The sequence below is a fragment of the Micromonospora sp. NBC_01412 genome (assembly GCF_045040215.1).
GTDB classification, from domain to species: Bacteria; Actinomycetota; Actinomycetes; order Mycobacteriales; family Micromonosporaceae; genus Micromonospora; species Micromonospora rubida.
The window spans coordinates 6849730-6874679 of record NZ_CP109528.1 but is presented as its reverse complement, the minus strand read 5'-3'; the positions used below and the strand labels follow the sequence as shown (position 1 = coordinate 6874679).

The window sequence follows — 24950 nt, the reverse complement described above, 5'->3', positions numbered from 1 at the left end:
GCGGTCACCTTCCGTCCACGTCGGCGGCGGCGTCGGCCGCCCGGTCCCCGGCCCGCACGGGCTCACCGGGCCGCCCGCGCGGCACGGAGCCAGGCGGCGGCCCGTCCGGCGGCCCGGCAGGCGCCGCCCCGGCACCCGCCGCGACCTCCGGTTCCACCGGGCGGGCGGGGTCGGCCGGGTCCGGCGGGTCGGCGGGGTCGGCGGGCTTCGGCGGGAACCAGCGGCGTTCGATCCGCTCGCAGGCCATACCGACGCAGGCGCCGCCGAGCGCCGCCAGGATCAGCCCCAGGTTGTACGGCAGGCCGAGGGTCAGCATGGCCAGCGCGCCGGCCGAGACGGCGGTGGTCCAGATCTTCCAGCCGGCGAGCGCCCCGGCGAGCACGACCAGGAAGACCGCGGTCATCGGGAAGTCCAGGCCGTGGCGCAGCCGCTCCGGCAGCAGGTGCCCGGCGACCATGCCGACGACCGTGGCGATCGCCCAGTTGACGTACATGATGGCGGACGCGCCGAAGTAGTACATGCTCTTGCGGCGGGCCGGCTCGTCGCCCTTGATCCGGTCGAACGCGACGAAGAACACCGCGTCGATCAGCCCGAAGCCGAGCAGCAGCCGCCACCGCTGCGGCAACTCCCGCACGTGCGGGGCGAGCAGCGTCGAGTAGATCAGCATGCGCAGGCTGAGGATCAGCGTGGTCAGGACGATCACCGGCCACGCCGCGCCCTCGGAGATCAGCTTGAAGCCGATGAACTGGGCAGTGCCCGAGTTGACCACCATGGCCAGCCCGAACGTCTCCAGGTAGGACAGTCCGCTGGCCAGGCCGAGCGTCCCGCCGATCACCCCGAGGGGGAACGCGGAGAGCAGGAACGGCACCATCGAGCGGGCCCCGGCGACGAACTCGCCGCGCGGCGTTGCCGGCCGCGCGGCGGCGCTGGTGGGCGTGCGGTCAGACATGGTCCTCCCCGGGGCGGCGGGCACGCGGAGCGGCCGGGCCGGCGGCGCCGACGAGGGCGGCCACCTCCCCGGCGCGGGTACGGCAGAAGTAGTGTCCCCCACCGTCGATCTCTTCGAGGGTCACGTCGGCGGCGATTCTCCGCCACGCGGCGTGCTCGTCGGCCGAACCGGTGGTGAGCGGGTCGTCGCCGGCGAGCACCACCGTCACCGGCACCGTCAGCGGCCGGTCGGCCAGCGGGGTGAGCCGGTCCCGCAGGTACGCGTGCGAGCCGAGCGCGTCGTGCCGGAACGCGGCGACCAGCGCCGAGGTGTGGTCGGCGTCGAGGCCGTCGAGGTCGGTGAAGCCGGTCTGCCCGACCAGCCAGTCCACCACCCCCGCCTCGTCGAGGGCCCGCACCTCGGCGATGCTGGCGTCGATGTCGGCCGCGTCGCGTAGCAGCTTGCCGCCGAGGAAGAGCCGCGCCGGCGGGGCCCCGGCGGCGTCGAGCAGCCGGGTCACCTCGACGGCCAGGGCCGCGCCGACGCAGTGCCCCCAGATGAGCACCTCGCCCCGGGCGTCGGCGCGGATCTCGTCGGCCACCCGCCTTGCCACCTCGTCGAGTTCGGCCAGCGGCTCGGGGTTTCCGAGGTCGTGACCGGGCAGGGCCACCGCCTGCACAGCCACGCCGTGCCCGGCGAGCGCCTCGGCGAGGGGACGGAAGGCGAGCGGGTTGCCGGCGGCGTACGGGAAGCAGACCAGGACCCGGTCGGCGGCGACGCCGGACGGCGACAGCGGCTGGAGAAGCGGGTCGTCGCCGGACCGGGCGACCCCGACCCCCACCGCCGCGCCGGACCCGGAGGCGACCGCCGCGCCGGACCCGGACCCCGTGCCGGAGCCGGCGGGGGCCTCGGCGGACTGGGCGGGCTTGGCGGACTGGGCGGCCTCGGCGACCCGGGCCAGCGGGCCGAGGTCGGAGTGGGTCATCAGCTGCCGCAGGGTGACCAGCGGGCGCAGCGCGGCGACGACCCGCATCGCGGCGAGGGAGTTCCCGCCGAGGTCGAAGAAGTTGTCCTCCTCGGCGATGTCGTCGACCGGCACGTCCAGGGACCGCGCCCAGACCTCGGCGATGCGCCGGGCCACGTCGGTGGCGGGCGGGGTGCGCCCGGCGGGGCCGGCGGCCGGGGCGGGCACGGTCCGGCCGAAGGTCCGCCGCGCGGGGGTGACCCGGGCCGGCGGCAGGCCGGCGGCGTACCCGCCGTGCGGGGCGTCCGGGGTGTCGGCCAGCGCGGCGAGGGCCCGCCGGTACGCCTCGCCGATCCCGGCCGCCTGCTCCGGGCTGAACTCGGCGGAGTGGTAGTGCAGGCTCAGCCGGACCTCGTCGGTGAAGAAGTCCCGCATGAACTCGGCCCGCAGGGCGAACTCGGTCTCGGTGCTGACCCGCACGTCGAGCAGGTCGAAGCCGGGCCGCTCGCGCAACTGCTTGAGCAGGTAGAAGTGGGTGTAGTTGAACACCGTCTCGAACAGCGGGTCGGTGGTCGCGGCGTCGGCCTTCATCTGGGCCATCGGGTAGCGCCGGTGCGGCAGCAGGTCCGCCTCGGCCCGGTAGACCCGGCCGACGAGGTCGGCCCAGCTTCCGTCGCCGAGGTCGACGCGCAGCGGCACGGTGTTGAGGAACAGCCCCATCGCGGTCGTGGCGCCCTCGGACTCGGGCCGGCCGCTCTGCTCGTACCCGGTGACGACGGCCGCCTCGGCGGCGAGCGCGCCGATGACCTTGACGTGCGCGGCGAGCAGCAGGGTCTTCAGCGGCACGGCGAGCCGGTCGGCCAGCCGCAGCAGCCGCTCGGACAGCCCGGCGGACACGTCCACCTCGTGGAAGACCACCGGGCGCTGCGCCTCGACGGTCGGCGGCTCCCAGCGGGGCAGTTCGGTGACCCCGCCGCCAGCCAGCACGTCCCGCCAGAATTCCCGGTCGGCGGCCGAGGCGACGGCCCGCCGCTCCAGGCCGATGTAGTCGCGGAAGTGGTTCCCGGCCGGCGGTTCGGGCAGCGGCCGGCCGTCGCGCAGCCGGTGGTACGTGTCGAACAGCCGGGTGTGCAGCAGGGTGATGCTCCACCCGTCCAGGGCCGAGTTGTGCTGGCTGAGGCTGTACCGGTACAGGTCGTCGGCGAACAGGTGCACGTGGACGCGGACCAGCCCCGGCTCCCGCCAGACGAACCGGTACGACTGCTCCCGGTCGTGCCAGTCGGCGTACCGGCGCTCCTGCTCGGCCGGGTCGAGGCCGCGCAGGTCGGTCACCCACAGCGGGGTCGGCGCGTCGGCGTGCACGAGCTGGAGGTACTCGCCGTACCCGGTGAGGTGGTAGCTGGTGCGGAAGATCGGGTTGTCGGCGACCAGCCGCCGCACCGCCCCGGTGAACGCGGCCTCGTCGAACGGCGCGCTGATCAGGAAGCTGATGATGTCGTGGTACTGGGCCGCGCCCCGGGCCAGCTCGTTCTGGAAGATCAGCCCGGCCTGGAGCTGCCCCAGCGGGTACGCGTCGACCACCCCGTCGGGCAGCAGCGCCCGGTCGGCCGGGGACACCAGGTCGAACGGCGCATACGTGGGGGGCCGCTCGCCGGTCGCCGGGGCGGCGGCGAGGGCGGCGATGGTGGGGTGGCGGAACATCTGCTGGAAGGTGAGGTCCAGCCCGGCGGCGTGCGCCCGGGCGAGCACGGTGACGAAGTGGATGGAGTTGCCGCCGAGGGCGAACAGGTTGTCCTCCACCCCCACCCGGTCCACCCCGAGCACGTCGGCCCACACCTCGGCGAGGATCCGCTCGGCGTCGGTGCGCGGCGGCACGTACGGGCGGTCGTCGGCGGGCGGGTCGGGCAGCGCCCGCCGGTCGAGCTTGCCGCTGCCGGACAGCGGGAACTCGGCCAGCTCCACCACCCGGGCCGGGACGAGGTACCGGGGCAGCAGGCCGGACAGGTGCTCGGTGAGCGCCCGCTCGGCCACCGGGGAGTGGGTCAGCACGTACCCGAGCAGGTTGCCGTCTCGGGCCACCACCACGGCGTCCTTCACGGCCGGGTGGCCGCGCAGCGCCTCCTCCACCTCGCCCAGCTCGACCCGGTGGCCACGCACCTTGACCTGGTGGTCGAGGCGGCCGAGGTAGTCGATGGTGCCGTCGGGCAGCACCCGGGCCAGGTCGCCGGTGCGGTAGACCCGCTCCTCCCCCGCGTCCGGGACGGCCACGAACCGGTCCCGGGTCAGCTCGGGGCGGTTGAGGTAGCCCCGGGCGAGCTGCACCCCGGCGATGCACAGCTCCCCGGGCACCCCGACCGGCTGGACCCGCAGCCGCTCGTCGAGGACGTGCAGCCGGGTGTTGTCCACCGGCCGGCCGATCGGCACCCGTTCCCCGCCGGGCACGCAGCGGTGGTGGGTGACGTCGACGGTGGCCTCGGTCGGGCCGTACAGGTTGACGAGGGTGACGTGCGGCAGCAGCGCGGCCAGCCGGTCGACGTGGTGCGGGCCGAGCGCCTCGCCGCTGGCGAAGACCCGCCGCAGCCCCGCCAGCGGCGCGGTGTCGGCGGTGGCCAGCCAGTCGAGGAACGCCCCCAGCATGGACGGGACGAAGTGCAGCGTGGTCACGCCGTGCGCGGCGACCGCCGCGACGATGGCCTGCGGGTCGCGTTCCGCGCCGGGCGGCAGCAGGCACACCGAGGCGCCCTCGCGGGCCCACCAGAACAGCTCCCACACCGACACGTCGAACGTGGTGGGGGTCTTGTGCAGGATGACGTCGTCCGGGCCGATCGGGTGCAGCCGCTGCATCCAGGCGAGCCGGTTGGCCAGCGACCGGTGCTCGATCATCGCCCCCTTCGGGGCGCCGGTGGAGCCGGAGGTGTAGATGACGTACGCCAGGTCCCGCCCGTCGGCCACCGCCTGCGGCGCGGACACCGTCGCGTCGGGCCGTGCGTCGGCCGGCGGCAGCGGGAGCACCGGGACGCCCTCGGGGACGGCCGCCGGGTCGGTGGCCAGCACGAGCGCCGCGCCGCTGTCGGCCAGCAGGTAGCCGATCCGGGCCGGCGGGTAGCCGGGGTCGACCGGCAGATAGGCCGCGCCGGCCCGGTGCACGGCGAGGATCGCCGCGAGCTGCGCGGGCGACCGCTCGGCGAGCACGCCGACGACGGCCTCCGGGCCCGCGCCGGCCGCCCGCACGGTCGCGGCGAGGGCGGCCACCCGCCGGTCCAGCTCCGCCCACGTCCAGGTGGTGTCGTCGGTACGCACGGCGACGGCGTCGGGCGTCTCGGCGGCCCGGCGGGCCACCCAGGCGTCGGGGCGCAGGGCGTCGCCGGGGTCCACGGCGGTGTCGTTCATCGCGTCGAGCACCGCCCGGTCGGCGGGCGTGACCAGGGCGACGTCGTCGATCGGGGCGTCCGGGGCGGCGAGCGCGGCGGTCAGCAGGAGCAGCAGGTGCCCGGCGATCCGGTCGGCGGTGGCCCGGTCGTGGCGGGCGGCGTCGTGGTGCACGGTCAGCTCGGCGGCGGAGACCGCCACGGTGACGCCGATGCGGGGATCGGGGGCGGCATCGGTGGTGTGCACGGCGACGTCGAGGAACGGGTGCCGGTCGGCCTCGGCGTGCGGGGCGAGGTCCTCGGCGAGCAGCTCGACGGGGTAGTCGGCGTACCGCTGCGCCTCGGGCAGCGCCGCGCGGAGCTGCCCGAGCAGGTCCCGGTAGCTGGCGTCGGGGCCGCAGGTCACCGGCAGGGGCAGCAGGCCGGCCAGCGCGTCGGCGTCGGCCGGGCGGCCGACCAGCAGCGCCGACGCGCCGGTCCAGCGGCGCAGCAGCGCCGCCACGGCGGCGGCCACCAGCACGTACCGGGCGGGTTCGGCGCCCCGGCTGGCGGCGGCGAGCCGGTCGGCCAGCGCGGCGCCGAGGGGCACGGTGACGGCCTGCGGGCGCGCCGGGGCGCCGGGGGCGGGGGTGCGGTCGGCGGGGAAGCCGATCCGGTCCGCGCCGGCGGTGAGCACGTCGCGCCAGTGCCGGGCGTGGTCGGGCCGCCGCGCCGCGGCGATCCTGAGCTGGCCCCGGGTCATCAGAGACTGCATGATCTCGCTCTCCGGCTCACAGGTCGATGTCGATATCGATGGTGGCTGCCGGGTCGGCGGCGGCCCGCGCGCCGGTCAGCGCGCCGACCGGTCGGCCCGGGTCGGCCAGCACGGCGTCGAGGAGTTCGAGGTACAGGTCGGCGAACGCGCGCACCGTCGCCGGCAGGAACAGCCCGGCGTGGTACGCCCAGTGCACGCGCAGCGAGTCCGCCCGCTCGTAGACCTGCATGTCCAGGTCGAACATGGCCTGCCCGGTGGGGGCGATGGCCAGCTCCACCGGCCGGCCTAGAAAGTCGACCCGGGCCACCTCGTCGTGCTGCATCGCGAAGAGGGTGTCGAACAGCGGATGCCGGTGCGGGTCGCGGACCGGCAGCACCGCCTCGACCAGGCTGTCGAACGGGAAGTCCTGGTGGGCGAAGGCGTCCACCACGTCCCGGGCCACCTCGTCGAGCAGCGCCCGGAACGGCGCGTCGGGGCGGACCCGGTGGCGCAGGCAGACCGTGTTGACGAACATGCCCATCGCGGCGTCCAGGCCCGGCGCGCCCCGCCCGGCGACCGGGGTGCCGACCGTGACGTCCGCGCCGTCGGAGGCCGCGCCGCCCATGGCCGCGCCGTCGGTGGTCGCGGCGAGGAAGGTCGCGTAGACGGCGAGCAGCAGTTGGAACAGGGTCACCCCCTCGCGCCGGGCCAGGGCGCGCAGCGCGGCGGTGCGGGCGGCGTCCACGGTGAACTCGACGACCCCGCTGCCGGCGGTCGGCGCCGGCTCGTCGCCCGCCGGCCGGTCGGCGTCGGTGGGCAGCCGGGGCGGGGCGGGCGGGGCGGCGAACCGGGCCAGCCACCAGTCCCGCCCCGGCGACTCCCGCCCGTCGACCCAGGCCGCGTAGTCGGCGTACTGGGCGGGGACGGGCGGCAGGTCCCGGCCGGCGTAGCGGGCGTCGACCTCGCGCAGCAGCAGGGCCAGGGAGAGCCCGTCGGTGACGATGTGGTGCAGCTCCAGGGCCAGCTCCGGCCCGGCCGGGGTACGCCGCAGCTCGGCGCGCAGCAGCGGCGGGGCGGCCAGGTCGAACGGGCTGACCGGCACCGGGGCGTCGGCGGGGGCGGCCACCTCGGGCAGCTCGAACGTCACCCCCGCCAGCACCCGCTGCGCCGGCCGGCCCGCCTCGGTGCCGAACGCGGTACGCAGGACGTCGTGCCGGGCGATGACGTGCCGGAACGCACCGGCCAGCCGGCCGGCGTCCACGTCGGCCGGCAGCGGCAGCACCAGCGGCAGGTGGTAGGCCACCGACGCCGGGTCGCGGGACTGGGCCAGGTACACCCGGCGCTGCTGCGGCGACAGCGGGTGCGCCACGCCGACGGCGGCCGGGGGCAGCGGCGCGGCGGCCCGGGACCGGCGGATCTCGTCGGCGAGGGCGGCCACGGTCGGGTGGCGCAACACGGCGGCCAGTGACACCGCCACCCCGAACACCCGCTGGGCCTCCACCGCCAGCCCGGCGGCGGCCAGGGAGTCCCCGCCCACGGCGTAGAAGTCGTCGAGGACGCCGAGCTTCGGCACCCCGAGCACCCGCTCCCAGACGCGCACCAGCACCCGCTCGGTGTCGTCCCGGGGCGGCAGGTACGCCCCGTACCGGTCGTCGGGGGCGACCAGGTCGGCCGGGTCGAGCGAGTCGACCTGGACGACGTGGCGGGGCAGCTCCTCGTCGGTCAGCTCCGCGGCGAGCTGGCCGCGCAGCACCAGCGGGTCGAGGAAGTCCTCGGCGACGACGTACACGCAGCCGTCCTTGACTGCCACCTGGCCGACCTGCGGCCAGAGCCGGGCGAGGGTGTCCACGTCGGGGGTCATCGGGCCGCTCCGATCGCCTCGGCCAGCCCGCGCACGGTCTGGTGCAGGTAGAGGTGGCGGGGGGTGAGGTCGGCCAGGCCCTGGTCGCGCAGTTCTCTGAGCAGCCGCAGGGCCAGCAGCGAGTTGCCGCCGAGGTCGAAGAAGTTGTCCTCCGGCCCCACCTCGGCGCCGAGGACCCGCTGCCAGATCGCCCGGATCCGCTCGTCCAGCCCCGCGTCGTCGGCCGGCGCGGACACCGGCTCGGCGGCGGGGACGGGGGCGGGGGCGGGCAGCCGGGCGGCGTCGAGCTTGCCGTTGGCGGTCAGCGGCAGTGCGGGCAGCGCGGTGATCGTCGCCGGGACCATGTAGTCGGGCAGCAGCCGGGCCGCCCGGCGACGCAGCTCGGCCACCGAGCCGGCGGCGTCGGCGAGCACCACGTACGCGTGCAGCCGGGTGTCGGCGGCCTCCGCGCCGGTGGCCACCACCACCGCCACGGCGAGCGCCGCCGGGTCGTCCAGCAGCACCTGGCGGATCTCGTCCAGCTCGATCCGGTAGCCGCGCACCTTCACCTGGTTGTCGAGGCGGCCGAGGTGCTCCAGCCGGCCGTCGGGCAGCAGCCGGCCCCGGTCGCCGCTGCGGTACATCCGCCCGCCGGAGAACGGGTCGGGCCGGAACCGCTCGGCGGTCAGCTCCGGGCGGTGTAGGTAGCCGTCGGCCACCCCGGCCCCGCCGACGTGGATCTCCCCCGCCGCGCCCGGGGGCAGCAGCCGGCCGGCCGGGTCGAGCACGTACACCCGCCAGCCGGGCAGGGCCCGGCCCACCGATCGGCTGCCGGCCAGGGCGAGCCCCCGGTCGAGGGTCTGCGCGGTGACGTGCACGGTGGTCTCGGTGATGCCGAACATGTTCACCACCCGGCAGTCGGGCTCCGGGTGGCGGTCGTACCAGCCGGTGAGCATCCGGGCGTCGAGCGGCTCGCCGCCGAAGACGACCAGCCGCACGGCGAGCGGGTCGGCGGCCCGCCGGTCGACGTCGAGCAGCTGCGCGAACGCCGACGGGGTCTGGTTGAGCACGGTCACCCGCTCGGCGGCGAGCAGGGCGTGGAACTCGCCCGGGGAGCGCACCACCAGGTGCGGGACGACGACGAGGTGCCCACCGGTGAGCAGGCAGCCCCAGATCTCCCAGACGGAGAAGTCGAAGGCGCTGGAGTGGAACATCGTCCAGGTGTCGTGCGGGCCGAGCCCGAAGTCGGCGGCAGTGGCGTCGACCAGGGCCAGGACGTTGCGGTGCGGGACCCGCACGCCCTTGGGCCGGCCGGTGGAGCCGGAGGTGTAGATGACGTACGCCGGGTCGTCCGGGCCGCCGACGTGCGGCTCCGCCGGGCCGGACCCTTCGACGTTCAGGTCGGCGGCGGTCGACTCGACGGCGGTCAGCTCGGCGGCGTCGACGCCCCCGGTGCCGACCAGCAGGGCGACGCCGGAGTCCTCGACGGTGTAGCGGATCCGGTCGACCGGGTAGGCCGGGTCGACCGGCACGTACGCGGCCCCGGCGCGGAGCACGCCGAGCAGCACCGCGACCAGGTCCACGGAGCGGTCCAGGCAGACCCCGACCCGGTCGCCGGGGGCGACCCCGCGCGCCGCGAGGGCGCGGGCCACCTTCCGGGCGCGGTCGTCCAGCTCGCCGTACGTCAGCCGCTCGCCCACGCAGGAGACGGCCGGCGCGTCCGGGTGGGTCGCGGCGTGCCGGGCGATCCTGTCGTGGATGGTGTCCTTCGCGGCGGGCAGCTCGCCGGGGCCCCGGCCCAGGGCGACGATCGCGGCCCGGTCGGCGTCGCCGAGCGGGTCGCAGTCGTCCAGCGGGCGGTCCGGGTCGGCGAGGACCCGCCCGAGGACCCGGACGACCTGCCGGGCGAACGCCTCGACCAGATCAGCCGCCCACCCGGCCGTGCGGTGGTGGCAGGCGAGGGTGGTGCCGGCCAGGGCCAGGGTGAGCGGCCACACCGGCGCCAGGCAGGGCCGGTACGCGTCGGCGGTGCTGTCCGCGTCGAGCGCGCCCACCTCGACGTCGAGCAGCCCGGCCGGTGCCGGGGTCCCGGGGGCCGGCCAGGACGACCCGGGCCCCGCCGTGGCGAGCAGGTCGCGGGCGCCGCCGTCCACCGGCACCGCGACGGCGGTCAGCCGCTCGCCGACGACCGCGCCGACCCGGGGCCGGCGCACCCCCCGGTACCGGGCCAGCACCGCGCCGACGGCGGCGACCAGGGCGGTGAGGTCGGTTCCGGCCGGCACGGCGACGGTGTGCACGGCGGTCCGGTCCACCCCGGGGTCGCCGCGCAGCCACCCGACGTCGCCCGCGTCGTCGCCGGCCGACGGCTCAACGGCCGACGGCTCAACGGCCGACGGCTCAACGGCGATGGCGGGGTCGGTGAGCTGGGTGAGTTCGGTGAGCAGGGTGCCTAGGCGGTGCCGGCCGACGGCGTGCCGGCCGGCGACCAGCACCAGGTCGGCGCCGTCGTCGTGACGCAGCAGCACCGCCCGCAGGTCGGGCCCGCCGACCGGCAGGGGCCGGGCCAGCTCGGCGTCCCGGCGGGTCGACGCGAGCCCCGCCGGGACCCGCTCGACCCACAGCCGCCCCGCGGCCAGCCGGTGCCGCCGGGTGACGGTGGCGAACCGGTCGGCCAGCCGGTCCGGGTCGGCTTCGGCGGCCAGCCGGACGGCCGCCGCGTGGCACAGCCGCGCCGGGTCCGGGTGCTGTGCACTGTGCTGGGCGCTCATCGGGTGGTGAACCCCCCGTCGACGGTGATGACGGCACCGGTGACCTGCGCCGACTCGTCGGAGGCGAGCCAGAGGGCGGCCTGCGCCACGGACCCGGGCTCGATCAGCGCGTTCATCGGCTGGGCCTGCACGAAGGTCTCCTCGTGCTCGGCGACCGGGACGTCCAGCGACCGGGCGATCTCGGCGAGCATCCGGCCCTCCACGTGCGGGTCGTCGCGGACCGAGCCGGGGCACAGCGCGTTGACCCGCACCTTCAGCGGGGCGTAGTCGAGCGCGGCGGCGCGGGTCAGCCCGACCAGGCCGTGCTTGGCGGCGACGTAGCCGGCGAAGTGCCGGTAGCCGACCAGGCCGGCGGTGGAGGCGACGTTGACGATGCTGCCGGCGCGCTGCCGGCACATCACCTCGCCGACCGCGCTGATCATCCGCCACGGCCCGGACAGGTCGACGTCCAGCATGAGCTGCCACTCGGCCTCGGTGATCTCGTGCGTCGGCTTGCCCGACGGCGCGGCGATGCCGGCGTTGTTGACCAGCACGTCGACCCGGCCGAACCGGTCCAGGCACAGCGCGACGGCGGCCCGGACGGCGGCGGAGTCCCGCACGTCGGTCCGCACCGGGTACGCGGCCACCCCGTACCCGGCGCACAGGTCGGCGGTGTGCCCGAGCTGGCTGGCCGAGCCGAGCGGGTACGGCACCCCGGGCAGGTCGGCGGCCAGGTCGACGAGGACCACGTCGGCGCCCTGGGCGGCGAACGCGACCGCGCAGGCGCGGCCCAGCCCCCGGGCCGCGCCGGTGACGATGGCGGTCTTGCCGGCCAGCCGGTCGCCGGTGACCACCGGAGCGGGCCGGGTCGGCGCGTCGGTCATCCCGCCAGCTCCCGCCGGACCAGGTCGAGCAGGACCGCCGGGGAGTCGGCCAGGTACATGTGGCCGCCGGGCAGCCGCTGCGCGGCGAAGCCGGCCGAGGTGACCCGCTCCCAGCCGATCAGCGCGGCGTCCGCGACGAGGGCGTCGTCGGCGCCGCGCAGTGCGGTGACCGGCACCTCGATCCGCTTGTCGGACGCCGGCCGGTACGTCTCGTGCAGTTCCACGTCGGCGCGCAGCCCGGGCAGCAGCAGCTCCCGCATGTCCGGGTCCTCCAGGGCCGGGTGGGTGTAGCCGGCGAACTCCTCCACCCGGGCGACGAACTCGTCGTCGGGCAGGTCGGCGGCCGTGCGGTCCCGGCCCGACCAGGGGTCGGGCGAGCCGCTGACGAACAGGTGCGCCACGGTCACCCCGGCCGTCCCGGTCAGCCTGCGGGTCATCTCGTACGCCAGGACCGCGCCCATGCTGTGCCCGAACAGGGCCACCCGGTCCGCCCCGGCGGCCAGTTCCAGCACCTCGTCGAGCAGCCCGTCGACGGCCTGCTCCATCCGGCGGTAGGGCTCCTCGACGAACCGCTTCTCCCGCCCGGGCAGCGACACCGGGGCGACCTCCAGCTCAGGCGGGGCGAGGCGACGCCACGGTTGGTACACCGACGGGCCCGCGCCGGCGTACGGGAAGCAGAGCAGTGTCGTGCGGGTCAAGACGGCTCCTTGCCGACGAGGGCGGACCGGACCGCGCGCAGCAGCCCGGCATCGGCCCGGGCGAGCAGGTCGTGCCCGCCGGGAACGGTCAACGTGGTGCAGCCGGCGGTGGTCAGGTCGGCCCAGGCCGCCGCCTGCGTCGCCGGGACGTGCGGGTCGGCGTCGCCGACGATCGCGGTGACCGGGACGCCCACCGGGTCCGGGTCGCGCAGCCGGTAGCTGCGGCCCAGCTCGAAGTCGGCGCGGGCCGCCGGCAGTGCCGCCGCTGCCAGTTCCGGGTGCCCTGCGACCGCCGGTGGCATGGTGCCCAGCGCCACCAGTTCGGCGAGGAACGCGGCGTCGTCCATGGCGGACCAGTCCGGCTCGACGCCGGCCCGGTGCGGGGGCACCGCCGAGGAGACCACCAGCAGGTCGGCGGGGCGGTGGCCGCGCCGGGCCAGCCGCCGGACCAGCTCGAACGCCACGTACGCGCCGAGGCAGTCGCCGTAGACCGCGTACGGGCGGTCCAGGTGGGGGGCGAGGGCCGCCTCCAGGGCCTGCACCAGCGGGGTCATCCGGCGGGGCGCCTGCTCGTCGGCCCGTTCCCGCCGGCCCGGGTACTGCACGGCGTTGACCTCGACGGACCGGGGCAGCCCGGCCCGCCAGGTCTCGAACGCCCCCGCGTTGCCGCCCGCGTACGGCAGGCAGAACAGCCGCAGCGCGGGGCGGGGCACCGGCGCGCGGACCACCAGCCAGGGCGTGTGCTCAGCCATGCCGGGCCATCCGGTCGACGAGCGCCCCGAAGTCGTCCAGGGCGACGAACTCGGCCAGGGTCAGGTCACTGCCGTAGCGCTGCCGCAGCCCGGCGACCAGCCGCAGGGCGCGCAGCGAGTCCCCGCCGGCGGCGACGAACCCGGTGTCGTCGGAGCGCGGCGTCACCCCGACGACCTCCCGCCACAGCCCGGCGACGCGGGCGGACCAGCGGGACCGGGCGTCGGTGGGCACCGCCTCGGCCGACCCGACCGGCGGCAGCGGCGCGGTCGGGTCCGCGGCCAGCAGCCGGGTGAACGTCCCGGCGAGCCGGTCGGCCCAGTCGTCGTCGAAGTGCCGGCCGTCGTACTGGAGGGTGAGGGCGAGCCGGCCGGTGTCCGGGGCCACCTCGACGTCGACGGCGAGGCTGAACGCGACGTCGACGGTGATCCCCCGGCTGGCCACGATCCGGGGGCCGGCGGTGTCGGCGGCGGCGTGGAAGTGGGTGTAGTTGAAGAAGCTGTCGAAGCGGGGGCCGGCGCCGCCGGCCCGGACGATCTCGGCGAGCGGGAACCGGTGGTGGCCCATCAGGGACCGCTCGACGTGCCACGCGTCGCCGGCCAGCTCGGCCAGCGGCCGGTCGCGCAGGGTCGCGGTGACCGGCAGGGTGTTGAGGAACAGCCCGAGGGTGGCGTCGCTGCCCTCGCCCTCGGGCCGGCCGCCGACGACCAGGCCGGAGACCACCTCGTCCCGGCCGGTCGTCTCGCCGAGCGCCCGCAGGTGCACCGCCAGCAGGTACGCCTTCACCGGCACCCCGGCCGCGCGGGCGGCCCCGGTGACCCGGTCGGTGACGTCCGCCTCCAACGGCACCCGCCGGGTGACGGTGATCCGGGGGGCCGGGCCGCCGAGCAGCAGCGGCGCCGCCGCCCCGGCGCCGTCCAGCCAGTACCGGCGGGCGGCCGGGTCAGCGAGGGCGGCCCGCTCGGCGGCGACGTAGGCGCGGAACGGCAACGTCGCCGGGGCCGGCGCGGACCGGCCGGCGCGGCGTCGGTCGTGGTCGGCCAGCAGGGCGCGGACGAACGCATCGAGGCTCCAGCCGTCGAGGACGGCGTGGTGCTCGGCGACGACCAGGGTGAACCCGTCGGCGCCCTCGTCGAGGGCGTACAGCCGGACCAGCGGCGGGCGGGCCACGTCGAACGGCCGGGTCCGCTCGGCCTCGACCAGGGCGTCGACCTGGGCCCGCCGGGTCTCCTCGTCGGCCCCGGCCAGGTCCCGCACCGGCACCTCGACCGGCACGTCGACGTGCACCAGTTGCAGCGGCTCGGCGTACCCGCCGGGGGCGAATCCGGTGCGCAGCACCGGGTGCGCGGCCACCAGGGCAGCGAACGCGGCCCGCAGCGCGTCGGCGTCGAGCGGGGCGTCGACCCGGTGCGCGGTGACGTTGTGGTAGGTCGCCGGGTCGCCGGTCAGCTCGCAGTGGTAGAGCATGCCCTGTTGCAGCGCCGTCATCGGGTACGCGTCGACCAGCCCGGCCGGCAGCCGGTACCGGTCGGCGGCGGCCAGCAGCGCGAACGCCTCGGTGTCGGGGGTTTCGGCGGCCGGCTGGCCGGCGGCTTCGGCCGTCGCGGCGTCCGGGTCGGCGAGGCTGATCTCGCCGTGCGTGACCAACTCCCGGATCGACTGGTGGACGAAGATGTCCCGCAGCCGGAACGACAGGCCCCGCCGGTTGGCCGCGACCTGCATCTGGATGCTGCGGATCGAGTCGCCGCCGAGGGCGAAGAAGCTCTCGGTCACCCCGACCGTCGGCACGCCGAGCACCTCCTGCCACGCCTCGACGAGGATCTCCTCGGCGCGGTTGGCGGGGGCCACCTGCGGGCCGGCGGGCCGGCGGCCCAGCTCAGGGGCCGGCAGGGCGGCCCGGTCGAGCTTGCCGTTGCGGGTCAGCGGCAGCGCGTCGAGGACCACCACAGCAGCCGGGACCAGGTGCGCCGGCAGCCGGTCGGCCAGCCACCCGGCGAGCCGGTCCGCCAGCGGCTCGCCGCCGGCCGGTTCGGGGGCGGTGACCACCGGGCGGGGGTCGTCGGCGTACTCGGGGCGCACGGCGTGCAGGGTGTACCGGTCGGTGCCGACGAGCAGGTCGTCCTGGCGGGTGACCACGTCGAAGCCGCGCTCCTCGAAGAAGGCGATCAGCTCGTCGAGGCGGCCCTCGGTGGCGGTGCCGACGCCGTCGTGCACCTCCATCGCGACCTGGGCGACCAGCGGCCAGTGCCGCTCGTGCAGGCCGGCGAGCACGTCCGCCTCGGCCCGCTGCACGTCGATCTTCAGCAGGTCGATGCGCTCGGGGGCCACCTCGTCGATCACGTCGGACAGCGGCCGGACGTCCACGGTCAGCGTGTCACCGGCGAACCGCTCCTGGAGCAGCTCGTCGACCCGGTCGAGCAGGGCGTCCCGGTCGGCCTCGCCCCGGTCCCGCTCGTTGGTCAGGAACCGCTTGATGACGGCCCGCTCGGCGTCCGGGTCGGCGTACTCGGCGTGGCCGGACATCATGGCGTAGCCGGGGTAGTAGGTGAAGCTCACCTGCCCGGGGCCGGCGGCGAGCCCGTACGGGTGCACGGTGGCTGGGACGCCGAAGGTGGCCACGTTGCGGCGCAACGCGTCGGCCACCGACGGCACCGGCTCGAACGCGTGGATGGTGGCGTCCGGGCAGACGGCGTGCGCGAACAGGGAGAACATGCCGATGTTCGCGCCGACGTCGAAGACCGTGGCGCCCTGCCGCAGCACCACCCCGTCGCGCAGGTAGACCTGCTGGACGAAGATCTCGTCGTACAGGTAGCGGGTCTCGTGCGGGTTGATCCCGACGACCCGGTCCACGTCGACCGTCGCGCCCGCTTCGGCCGGGGTGACGTAGCCGACCAGCCGGGCGCCGTGCCCGTCGTCGTCGCGGGCCACCACGGCGGCGTCGGCGACCCCGGGGTGCTGGCGCAGGGCGGCGGCGACCTCCCCCGGTTCGATCCGGAAGCCGTTGACCTTGACCTGGTCGTCGAGCCGGCCCAGGTACGCCAGCCGCCCGTCGGCGTCGAAGCGCACCCGGTCGCCGGTGCGGTAGACCCGCTCGGCGCGTCCCGACGGCAGGGTCACCGTGACGAACCGGCGGGTGGTGGTCTCCGGGTCGCCGAGGTAGCCGTCGGCGAGCTGGGGGCCGCTGAGGCACAGCTCGCCGGCCACCCCGGGCGGCACCGGGCGCAGCTGCTCGTCGAGGACCCACGCCCCCACCCCGGGCAGCGGCCGGCCGATGGTCGGCGCGACCCCGGCGGTGATCTCGGCGGCGGTGGCGTCCACGGTGCACTCGGTCGGGCCGTACAGGTTGACCGCGCGCACCCCGGGCAGCCCGGCGAGGGCGTCCCACAGGTCGGGGGCGACCGCCTCGCCGCCGAGCAGCAGCAGCCCCGGCAGCCGGGTCCGGCCCGTGGCCACCCCGTCGGCGGCGAGCAGGATGCGCAGCTGCGACGGGGTCAGGTCGAGCACGTCGACCTCGTTGGTGGCGAGCACGTCGGCCAGCTCGGCGCCGTCGCGGCGGGCCTCCTCCGGCACCAGGTACAGGCCGCGGCCGTGGCCGAGCTGGACGAGCTGCTTGATCGAGGCGTCGAAGGTCAGCGGGGCGTTCACCGCGACCCGCGCCCCCGCCGGGGTACCGGCGTGGACGGTGCGTTCCAGGGCGTGCGCCAGGTGGGCGGCGGCACCGTGCGAGACCTGCACCGGGCGCGGGGCCCCGGTGGAGCCGGAGGTGAAGATGACGTACGCGGGGTCGGCCGGCCGGGGGGCGGGCACGGCGGCGGTGGCGGCGGTGGCCGCCAGTTCGGCGACGCCCGCGTGCGGCACGTCCCCGACGGCCCGGTCGCCGAGCACCAGGCCGGCGTCGACCGCGCGGACCAGGCCGGCGAGCCGCTGCGCCGGGGCGGCCGGGTCCAGCGGCACGTACACCGCGCCGGCCCGCAGCACGCCGAGCAACGCGACCACGGTGTCCCGGGACCGGGTGGCCAGCACGCCGACCCGCCGGCCGCCGTGCAGGCCGCGCTCGACCAGGCCGGCGGCAACCCCGGCGGCCAGTTCGCGCAGCTCCCCGAACGTGTACGCCCCGTCGGCGGCGACCACCGCCTCGGCGTCCGGGTCGGCGGCGGCGAGCCCGTCGTCGAGCAGCTCGGCGAGGGTGCGGGTGGGCGCGTCGGACGCGCTGCCGGCGGCCTCGACCAGCCAGCCCGCCTCGGCCGCGCCGAGCAGGGCCAGCGGGGTGCCGTCGGTCAGCGCACCGGGCAGCGTGCCGAGGACGGCGAGCAGCCCGTCGCGCAGCGCCCGGCCGCCGGTCACCCGCAGGGTCACCGCGTCCGGGCCGCACACGGCGGTCAGGTGCGGCCCGGCGGGCGGCGGTGGGACGGCGACGTCCACGGCGGTGGCGCCGAGGCCGGCCAGGGTCGACAGGTCGACGGCCGGCACGGCGGCGAAGCCGGCCACCGCGTCGGAGTCGACGCCGACCGGCTCCAGCAGGTGGAACGCCTCCTCGGCCGGGCGCTCCGCGCCGCGTACCTCGTCGAGGAGCTGCTTGGGCGCGGCCGGCAGGGGCAGGCCGAGCCGGACCGGCGCGTAGCCGCCCAGCGGCCCGACCACGGCGGCGGTCCCGTCGGCGTGCCGGCCGTCGGTCCACCGGGCGAGCACCAGCTCGGCGTCGTCGGCCCCGGCGGGCGGCTCGGTCCGGCGGGACAGGGTCAGCGCCCACGCGGCGAGCAGCAGGCTGGGCACGCCCACCCCGGCGGCCTCGGCGGCGGCGGCCAGCGGGCCGAGCGGCACCTCCGCCTCCGCCGGCCCGTCGTCGGCGTCGCCGTGCGGGGCGACCAGCCGGGCGGCCGGCGCGGCGGGGGCCGCCGACGGCTGCGCCTCCTGGCGCTCGCCGAGCTGCCACTCGGAGACGTCGAGGAACTGCAACCCGTCCGGGTCGTCGGCGAGGCCCTGCCCGGCGTACGCGGCGGCCAGGTCGGTCAGCACCAGCCGCAGGCTCGCCGGGTCGGCGAGCAGCGGGGTGGCGGCCAGCTCCAGGGTGTCGTCGGTGAGGGTCACCGACAGCTCGCCGGCCGCGCCCACGGTGACCGAACGGGCGTCGTCGACATCCTGCAACGGCACCCGCAGGCCGGGGTGGTGCACCAGGGTCAGCCGCAGCGCCTCGTGCCGGGCGACCACCGCGTCCACGGCGGCCTGCAGGCGCGCGGCGTCCAGCGGCCGGTCCAGGCGGACCCGGGCCCGGACCAGCTCCCGCGCGCCGGTGTAGGCGAGCCGCTGGACCGGGGAGAGTCGGTAACCGTTCACACCACGCTCCGGTTGACGTAGAGGTCGGACATGGCGACCAGGATCTGCCGGTCGCCGGAGAAGGGCTCCCGGCCGTGGGTGGCGAGGAAGTTGTCCACCACCAGCACGTCGCCGCGCTGCCACGGGACGGAGACGGCGTGCTCGCGGTACAGGTCGCGGATGCCGGCGACCACCTCGTCGTCGATCGGGCTGCCGTCGCCGTGGTACGCGTTGCGGGGCAGCCCCTCCGGGCCGTACTCGCGCAGCAGGGCGGCGGCGACCTCGGCCGGCAGGTTCGAGGAGTGGAACAGGTGGGCGTGGTTGAACCACACGGTCTCGCCGGTGCGCGGGTGGGTGGCGATGGCCTGCCGGCGGGCGCGGGTACGCAGCCCGTCGTCGCCGAGCCAGGTGAACTCGGTCGCCGCCGCGGCGCAGTACGCCTCCACCTCGGCCCGGTCGGTGGTCTGGAACGCCTCCTGCCAGGGCAGGTCCAGGTGCGGGCCGTAGTTGCGCACGTAGCACAGGCCGTCGCGGGTGAACCGCTCGCGCACCTGCGCCGGGATCCGGGGGGTCACCACCCGCTCGCTGGCCAGCGGGGTGGCCCCGCCGTCGCCGGTGGCCGGCTGGGCACACCAGAAGTACAGGTGGGTGGGCCAGTTGTGCGAGTACGACATCTCGTGGTGCAGCGGGATCCACTGTTCGGCGTTGAACTCGGTGGAGGTGAAGACCCGGTCGGCGACCTCGTTGCGGGGGGCGGCCCGCTCCAGGTAGCCGAGCAGGTCCGGGGTGACGGCGCGGGCGGCGCGGCTGAAGTCGTCGGGGGTGCCCACCTCGAAGCCGCGGAAGAAGACCGCGCCGTACGAGTCGAGGTCGCGCAGCAGCTCGTCGTGGCGCCCGGCGAGCCAGCCGGCGAGGTCGAGGTCCGGCACGGTGGCCTCGACCAGCAGCACGAACATGTCGTCGACCAGCACCCGGCGGGTGACCGGCGCGGTGGCGGCGGCACCCGCGCCGCGGCGGCGCGGTCCCGGCCCGCTCACGACCGGTCCCCCGTTGTCGCCGTGCCCGCCGGGGCGGACGCGGCCCCGGGGACGGGCGTGGACACGGATGCCGCCTCGGGGGCGGCGATCGGGTCGGACATCGCGGTGAGGATCCGCCGGGGCGGCGTGAACGGCTCCCGGGCGTGCGCGGCGAGCATGTTCTCCACCAGCAGCACGTCCCCGCGCCGCCAGGGGAACGACCGGGTCTCCGCCGCGTACGCGGCGCGCAGCTCGGCGAGCACGTCGTCGCCGATCGGGGTGCCGTCGCCGTACGTGGTCTGGTAGGGCAGGTCCTCCTCGGCCAGCGCCCGGCGCAGCCCGGCGCTGACCTCCTCGGGCAGGGAGGTGACGTGGAAGAACAGCGCGTGGTTGAACCAGGTGCGCTCCCCGGTGACCGGGTGCTCGCGTACCGCCGGGCGGACCTGCCGGGTGCGCAGCTGCTCGTCGCCGACCCACTGCGCCTCGATCGCCGACCGGGCGCAGTACGCCTCCACCTCGGCGCGGCTGTCGGTCTGGAACGCGGTCTGCCAGGACAGGCTGATCCCGGGCAGGTAGTTGCGCTGGTAGCCGACCCCGCCCCGGCGCTCGAACTCCGCGACGGTGGCCGGGCTCAGCCGCGCCAGCACCCGCCGGCTGTCCGCCAGCGGGGTGCGCCCGCCCGCGGCCGGCTCGGTCTCGCAGAAGAACACGATCCGCAGCGGCCAGTTCAGCGTGTACGACTGCTCGTTGTGCAGCACGATCGGCTGGTCGGCGGGGTGCTCGGTGGAGGTGTAGACGCCCTCGGTCACCTCGCTGCGCGGCGAGGAGCGTTCGCCGTAGCTGAGCACGGTGCCGGAGAGGGTGGCCATCGCGGTGCGGAAGTCGGCGGCATCGGCCACGGCGAAGCCCCGGAACAGGACGGCGGCGTGCCGCCGGGCCAACTCGTCGACGGTGGCCCGATTGCCGGCCAGCCAGGTCGCCAGGTCCAGGTCGGGCAGGTTGGCCTGGACGAGGACCGGCAGCGGCCCGCCGGGCCAGTCGGGACGCACGTCGACCAGGGCTCGTTCCCGGTTGCGGCGCGGGATCACCGGCGCCACCCGGATCTGCTCAGTCATCTCTCGTTCCCCCAAGGGTCGTCGACACACTCGGCGAGGCTGCGCTGCGGATCGGCGGCCGCCCGGCGCAGCACCTCCGTGAAGCGTCGGTGCCATGCGGTGACGCGCCCGCCGTCGAACAGGTCGGTGCGGTAGGTCCAGAGCGCTTCCAGGTCGCCCCGGCGCTCGTCCAGCCAGAGGGTCAGGTCCAGCCGGGCGGCGTCCGGCGCGAGTTCCACGCCGGCGAAATCCAGCCCCCAGGAGCCGTTCCAGGCCGCCGCCGGGGCGTTCTGCACGCCGAAGGCGACCTGGACGAGAGGGCTGCGGTGCGGGTGGCGGGCCGGGCGCAGCCGCTCCACCACGGCGTCGAACGGCACGTCCTGGCGGGCGGCGGCGGACAGGGCGGCGTCGCGGGCCTCGGCGAGCAGGTCGGCGAAGGACCGGCCCGGCGCGGGGCGCAGCCGCAGCGGCATGGTGTTGACGAAGCAGCCGAGGCTCTCCTCGGCCGGCACGCTGGTCCGGCCGGCGAAGGCGGTGCCGACGAGCAGGTCCGTGCGCCCGGTCCCCGCGCCGAGCAGGGTGGCGAAGGCCGCCAGGCCGACCATGTAGAGGCTGGCCCGGTGCGCCCGGGCGAGCCGCCGGACGGCGTCGGCGGTGTCGGGGTCGACCGGGACGCGCAGGCTGGCGCCGTCGGGCCGGTCCGCGGCCCCGGCTCCCCGCCCCGCGGTCGGGCCCTCGGCCGGTCCTGCGGTCGGGCCCACGGTCGGCCGCGCGGTCTGGGCCTCGGCCGGCCGCGCGGTCGGGCCCCCAGTCGGCCGCGCGGCGTCGGGGGTGGCCGGGCGGGCGGCGAGGTCGAGCAGGGTGGGCGCGCCCCGCAGCCCGGCGACGACCTCGTCGAGGGCCCGGCGGCCGGCCGGGCCGGCCAGCCAGTCCCGCTGCGCCACCGCGAACCCGGCCGGGCCGGGCGCGGGGTGGGCGGGCCAGGGCGGCCGGGGCCGGGTGACCCGCACGGCGGCCTCGCGCTCGCTGTCGTAGCAGCGGCCGAGGTCACGGACGAGGACGCTGAACGACCAGTCGTCGCAGACGATGTGGTGGGCGACCAGCAGCAGCGCGAAGCGCCGCCGCCCGTCGCCGACCAGGTGGGCGCGCAGCAGCGGCCCGGCAGCCAGGTCCATCGGGGTGCGGGCGCTGGTCGCGGCGATCCGGGCGACCCGCTCGGCCAGCGACACCCCCGGCAGGGGCGCCTCGATGACCAGCTCCACCTGCGGGTCGTCGTGCACCCGCTGGACCGGGCCGGCCACCGAGCCGGGGAAGACGGTGCGCAGCGCGGGGTGCCGGGCGACCACCCGGCGCAGGGCCCGGGCCAGCGCCGCCCGATCCACAGGCCCGTGCAGCTCGACCACGTAGGACACGAGGTACGAGGGGTCGGTGGGGTCGAGCTGGTGCAGGAACCACAGCCGGCGCTGCGCCGCCGACAGCGGCGCGTCCGCGTCCCCCGTCGGCCCGGCGTCCGGCCCGGCCCCGGCGTCGAACGGCACGTCCTGGCGGGCGGCGGACCGTCCGGCGGCGGCCGATCCGCTGGCCGTGGCGGGACCGGTCGCCGTCCCGACCCGCGTCGGCCGGTTCCCCGTGGACTTCGGCGCGTCTCCCGGGTCACCGGGACGGCCGGGGGTGGCGAGGTGGGCGGCGAGGGCGGCCACCGTGGGGTGGTCGAAGAGCGCGGCCGGCGGCACCGGTACGCCGGTGGCGGCGGTGAGCCGGGCCGCGCACCGCACCGCCAGGAGGGAGTCGCCGCCCAGGTCGAAGAAGTCGGCGTCCGGCCCGGTGACCGGCACGCCGAGCACGTCGCGCCACACGGCGGCCACCTCACCGGCCGGGCCTGCGTCGAGATCGACCGTGGCGGGAGCTGCGTCGGGATCGGCCCAGGTCGGCGCGGGCAGGGCCGCCCGGTCGGTCTTGCCGCTCGGCGTGGTGGGCATCCGGTCCAGCCAGACCACCACTGCCGGCACCATGGGGGCGGGCAGCCGCTCGCGCAGCCGGGCCGGCACGTCGTCGCGACGCTGGCCGACCAGGTAGCCGACCAGCACCGGGTCGCCGCTCGGCCCGGTCCGCACTGCGGCGGCGGCCTCGCGTACGCCGGGCACGGCGGCGAGGGCGGCGCCGACCTCGCCCAGCTCGATCCGGTGCCCGCGCAGCTTCACCTGGTCGTCGAGGCGGCCGAGGAACTCCAGTTGCCCGTCGGGGCGCAGCCGCACCCGGTCCCCGGTGCGGTACATCCGGTCGCCGGGGCGGAACGGGTCGTCGAGGAAGCGGGCCGCAGTTTCCTCGGGGCGGCCGAGGTAGCCCCGGGCCAGGCCGGCGCCGGCCAGGTACAGCTCGCCGGGGGCGCCGGACGGAACGGGCAGGCCGTCGGTGTCGAGCACGTACGTCCGGGTGTGCGGCAGCGGCCGGCCGATCGGCGGCACTGTCCCGTCGGCGGTGACCTCCGCCCAGGTCGAGTAGGTGGTGTCCTCGGACGGGCCGTACAGGTTGAGCAGCCGGCGTACCCCCGGGCGGGCCAGGACCCGGGCGGCGAGGGCGGCGGTCAACGGCTCGCCGGCCAGGCAGACGGTGCGCACGCCGGCCGGCAGGGCGTCGGCGGCGAGCAGCTCGCTCATCGCCGAGGGGACGGTGTTGACCACGGTGACCGACAGCCGGGCGGCGTCCGGCGCGGCGAGCGCGAGAACGGTGTCGACCAGCACGACCCGCCCGCCCCAGCAGAGCGGCCCGAAGATCTCGAAGATCGACAGGTCGAAGCAGACGCTGGTGGCGGCAAGCATGCCGCCGAGTTCCTCGTCGGCGAAGGCGGACCGGGTCCAGTGCATCAGCACCGACGCGGAGCGGTGCTCGACGGCCACTCCCTTGGGGCGGCCGGTGGAGCCGGACGTGTAGATCACGTAGGCCAGGTCGGACGGGTCGCCCCCGACGTCGGGACGGTCGGCCGGCTGGTCGGCGAGGTCGAGGGCGTCCAGCGGCAGCGCCGCTTCGCCGAACCGGTCGGCGAGGCCGGAGCGGGTGAGCACCACCCGGGCACCGGAGTCCTCGGTCATGAACGCCACCCGGGCCGGCGGGTACGCCGGGTCGAGCGGCACGTACGCCGCGCCGGCCTTGAGCACGGCGAGCAGCGCGACGACCAGGTCGACGTCGCGGGTGAGGCAGACGCCGACCCGGTCCTGCCCGGTGACGCCCCGGGCGAGCAGGGCCCGGGCGAGCCGGTTGGCGGACTCGTCGAGCTGACGATAGGTCAGCGCGCGGTCGCCGTGGCGCACCGCCTCCGCGTCGGGGGTCCGTTCCACCTGGGACTCGACCATCCGGTGCAGACAGTCGACGATGACCGGGATGCCGGAGGCGCGGGGAGCGGTGGACCGGCGGACCGGTCCGGTGGGCCGGACGGAGGTGGTCACTCCCGCCCGCGATTCGTCGTACGCATGCAGCCAAACACCGAACGCCCCCAAGGATCGTGACGGTACGTGTGCTTCGGATGACCCCTCGGCAGGTCAACGCCTCGGGCCCTTCACGCTCTGCTACTTAAAGCGATCAATTGATCGCTCTCCGGTGAGAGGTTCCACGAGCATCGACGGCGCTGCCAAGAGCCCTCCCGAAATACGGGACGGCGTTGGCGAAACCCGGAACGGGGGTGTTCGACCGCGCACTCAGGCCGGCGGTCGCCTCCGACGCGTCCACCAGCACCGATGCCCGCCCGCGCGAGCCCCGGCCCGTCTCCGCCGGGGCGGCTCCTGTCAGGAAGACGCCATCGGTCGTGGGACCGCGATCACCCGGGTCGGCGGCGCCCCCGGGGCTGCGACCTGCGGGGATGGATACGACATGCCGGATACGCCGCCGGGTGCTACGCGCCGCCGACCGTCCTCAGGGGATGGCGGGAACCGGCGGCGCGGCGGTCGGAAACCTGTCCGGGTCCGATGCCCGTCAGATCGCCGCCGGGGGCGGCACGGTGGTGGACGGATTGCGCCACTCGTCGGCCAGCACCGACCAGATCTCGATGTCGATGCGCCGGACGGGCCCCGGGTACACCTGCCGAAGGGTGCCGTCGTGGCACATGCCGAGGCGTCGGGCCACGGCGAGGCTGCGGACGTTGGCGGCGTTGGTGTGCCACTCCACCCGGTGCACCCCCCGCTGCCCCACCGCCCAGTCGACGACGACGCCGACCGCTCGGGTGACCAGCCCGCGCCCCTCCGCGGCCGGCTCCAGCCAACAGCCCACCTCGCACACCCCGAGCGCGGCGTCGAACGCCACGAACATCACCCCGCCGACCAGCACCCCGTCGAGCCAGATCCCCCAGATTCCCCCGGCGTCGCGGGCCCACAGGTCGGCATAGCGTTGCAGCACCGCGCGGGCCGACGGCAGGTCGGTGGCCACGAAGGACGCGCCCACCCACGGCGCGATGTGTTCCCGGGCCCGGTCCAGGTTGCGCAGGAACTCCTCGGCCCGCCACGGCTCCAGCGGGCGCAACTCGGCTTCGGCAGTCAGGGCGCGGGCGAACACCGAGCCTCCTGGGGTCGACGGACGTCAGGGACCCGGCTAGCAGACCACAGACTGATCGCAATCGGCCACCCGG

Annotated in this window: 12 protein-coding genes and 1 pseudogene; all 13 read right to left on the bottom strand. The window is 76.6% G+C overall.

Annotation, left to right across the window (positions count from 1 at the left end):
• Positions 1 to 4 precede the first annotated feature (4 nt).
• Positions 5 to 949: an AzlC family ABC transporter permease gene (locus tag OG617_RS29895; protein ID WP_405096254.1), complete on the bottom strand. Its 945-nt coding sequence runs from the start codon at positions 947 to 949 to the stop codon at positions 5 to 7.
• On the bottom strand, positions 942 to 6014 hold the full coding sequence (locus tag OG617_RS29890; protein WP_405096253.1) for an amino acid adenylation domain-containing protein: 5073 nt from the start codon (positions 6012 to 6014) through the stop codon (positions 942 to 944). The genes OG617_RS29895 and OG617_RS29890 overlap by 8 nt, the downstream gene beginning before the upstream one ends.
• A gap of 16 nt (positions 6015 to 6030) precedes the next feature.
• Positions 6031 to 7854 (bottom strand): condensation domain-containing protein, encoded by a 1824-nt coding sequence (locus OG617_RS29885; RefSeq protein WP_405096252.1) that lies wholly within the window; start codon positions 7852 to 7854, stop codon positions 6031 to 6033.
• The gene (locus tag OG617_RS29880) at positions 7851 to 10601 is read right to left on the bottom strand and encodes an amino acid adenylation domain-containing protein (RefSeq protein WP_405096251.1); all 2751 of its coding nucleotides are present in this window, start codon (positions 10599 to 10601) and stop codon (positions 7851 to 7853) included. Before OG617_RS29880 ends, OG617_RS29885 begins: the two co-directional genes overlap by 4 nt.
• Complete coding sequence (locus OG617_RS29875; protein WP_161683875.1) at positions 10598 to 11464, bottom strand: SDR family oxidoreductase; 867 nt, start codon at positions 11462 to 11464, stop codon at positions 10598 to 10600. The genes OG617_RS29880 and OG617_RS29875 overlap by 4 nt, the downstream gene beginning before the upstream one ends.
• Entirely contained in the window at positions 11461 to 12162 is a 702-nt protein-coding gene (locus OG617_RS29870; protein WP_405096250.1) for a thioesterase II family protein, read from the bottom strand. The genes OG617_RS29875 and OG617_RS29870 overlap by 4 nt, the downstream gene beginning before the upstream one ends.
• Positions 12159 to 12914, bottom strand: a complete 756-nt coding sequence (locus tag OG617_RS29865) for a thioesterase II family protein (RefSeq protein ID WP_405096249.1) — start codon at positions 12912 to 12914, stop codon at positions 12159 to 12161. Before OG617_RS29865 ends, OG617_RS29870 begins: the two co-directional genes overlap by 4 nt.
• Positions 12907 to 14760, bottom strand: a complete 1854-nt coding sequence (locus tag OG617_RS29860; protein ID WP_405104002.1) for a condensation domain-containing protein — start codon at positions 14758 to 14760, stop codon at positions 12907 to 12909. Before OG617_RS29860 ends, OG617_RS29865 begins: the two co-directional genes overlap by 8 nt.
• A 300-nt stretch (positions 14761 to 15060) precedes the next feature.
• A pseudogene (locus OG617_RS29855) lies at positions 15061 to 17256 on the bottom strand (amino acid adenylation domain-containing protein); the annotation flags it as partial.
• Positions 17257 to 18242: 986 nt separating this feature from the next.
• Positions 18243 to 19262 carry a TauD/TfdA family dioxygenase gene (locus OG617_RS29850; protein WP_405096248.1) on the bottom strand — a complete coding sequence of 340 codons (1020 nt, stop codon included), beginning with the start codon at positions 19260 to 19262 and terminating at the stop codon, positions 18243 to 18245.
• Positions 19259 to 20356 carry a TauD/TfdA family dioxygenase gene (locus tag OG617_RS29845; protein ID WP_405096247.1) on the bottom strand — a complete coding sequence of 366 codons (1098 nt, stop codon included), beginning with the start codon at positions 20354 to 20356 and terminating at the stop codon, positions 19259 to 19261. The genes OG617_RS29850 and OG617_RS29845 overlap by 4 nt, the downstream gene beginning before the upstream one ends.
• Positions 20353 to 23778, bottom strand: a complete 3426-nt coding sequence (locus tag OG617_RS29840) for an amino acid adenylation domain-containing protein (protein WP_405096246.1) — start codon at positions 23776 to 23778, stop codon at positions 20353 to 20355. Before OG617_RS29840 ends, OG617_RS29845 begins: the two co-directional genes overlap by 4 nt.
• Positions 23779 to 24301: 523 nt before the next feature.
• Positions 24302 to 24877, bottom strand: a complete 576-nt coding sequence (locus tag OG617_RS29835; protein ID WP_405096245.1) for a GNAT family N-acetyltransferase — start codon at positions 24875 to 24877, stop codon at positions 24302 to 24304.
• Positions 24878 to 24950 lie beyond the last annotated feature (73 nt).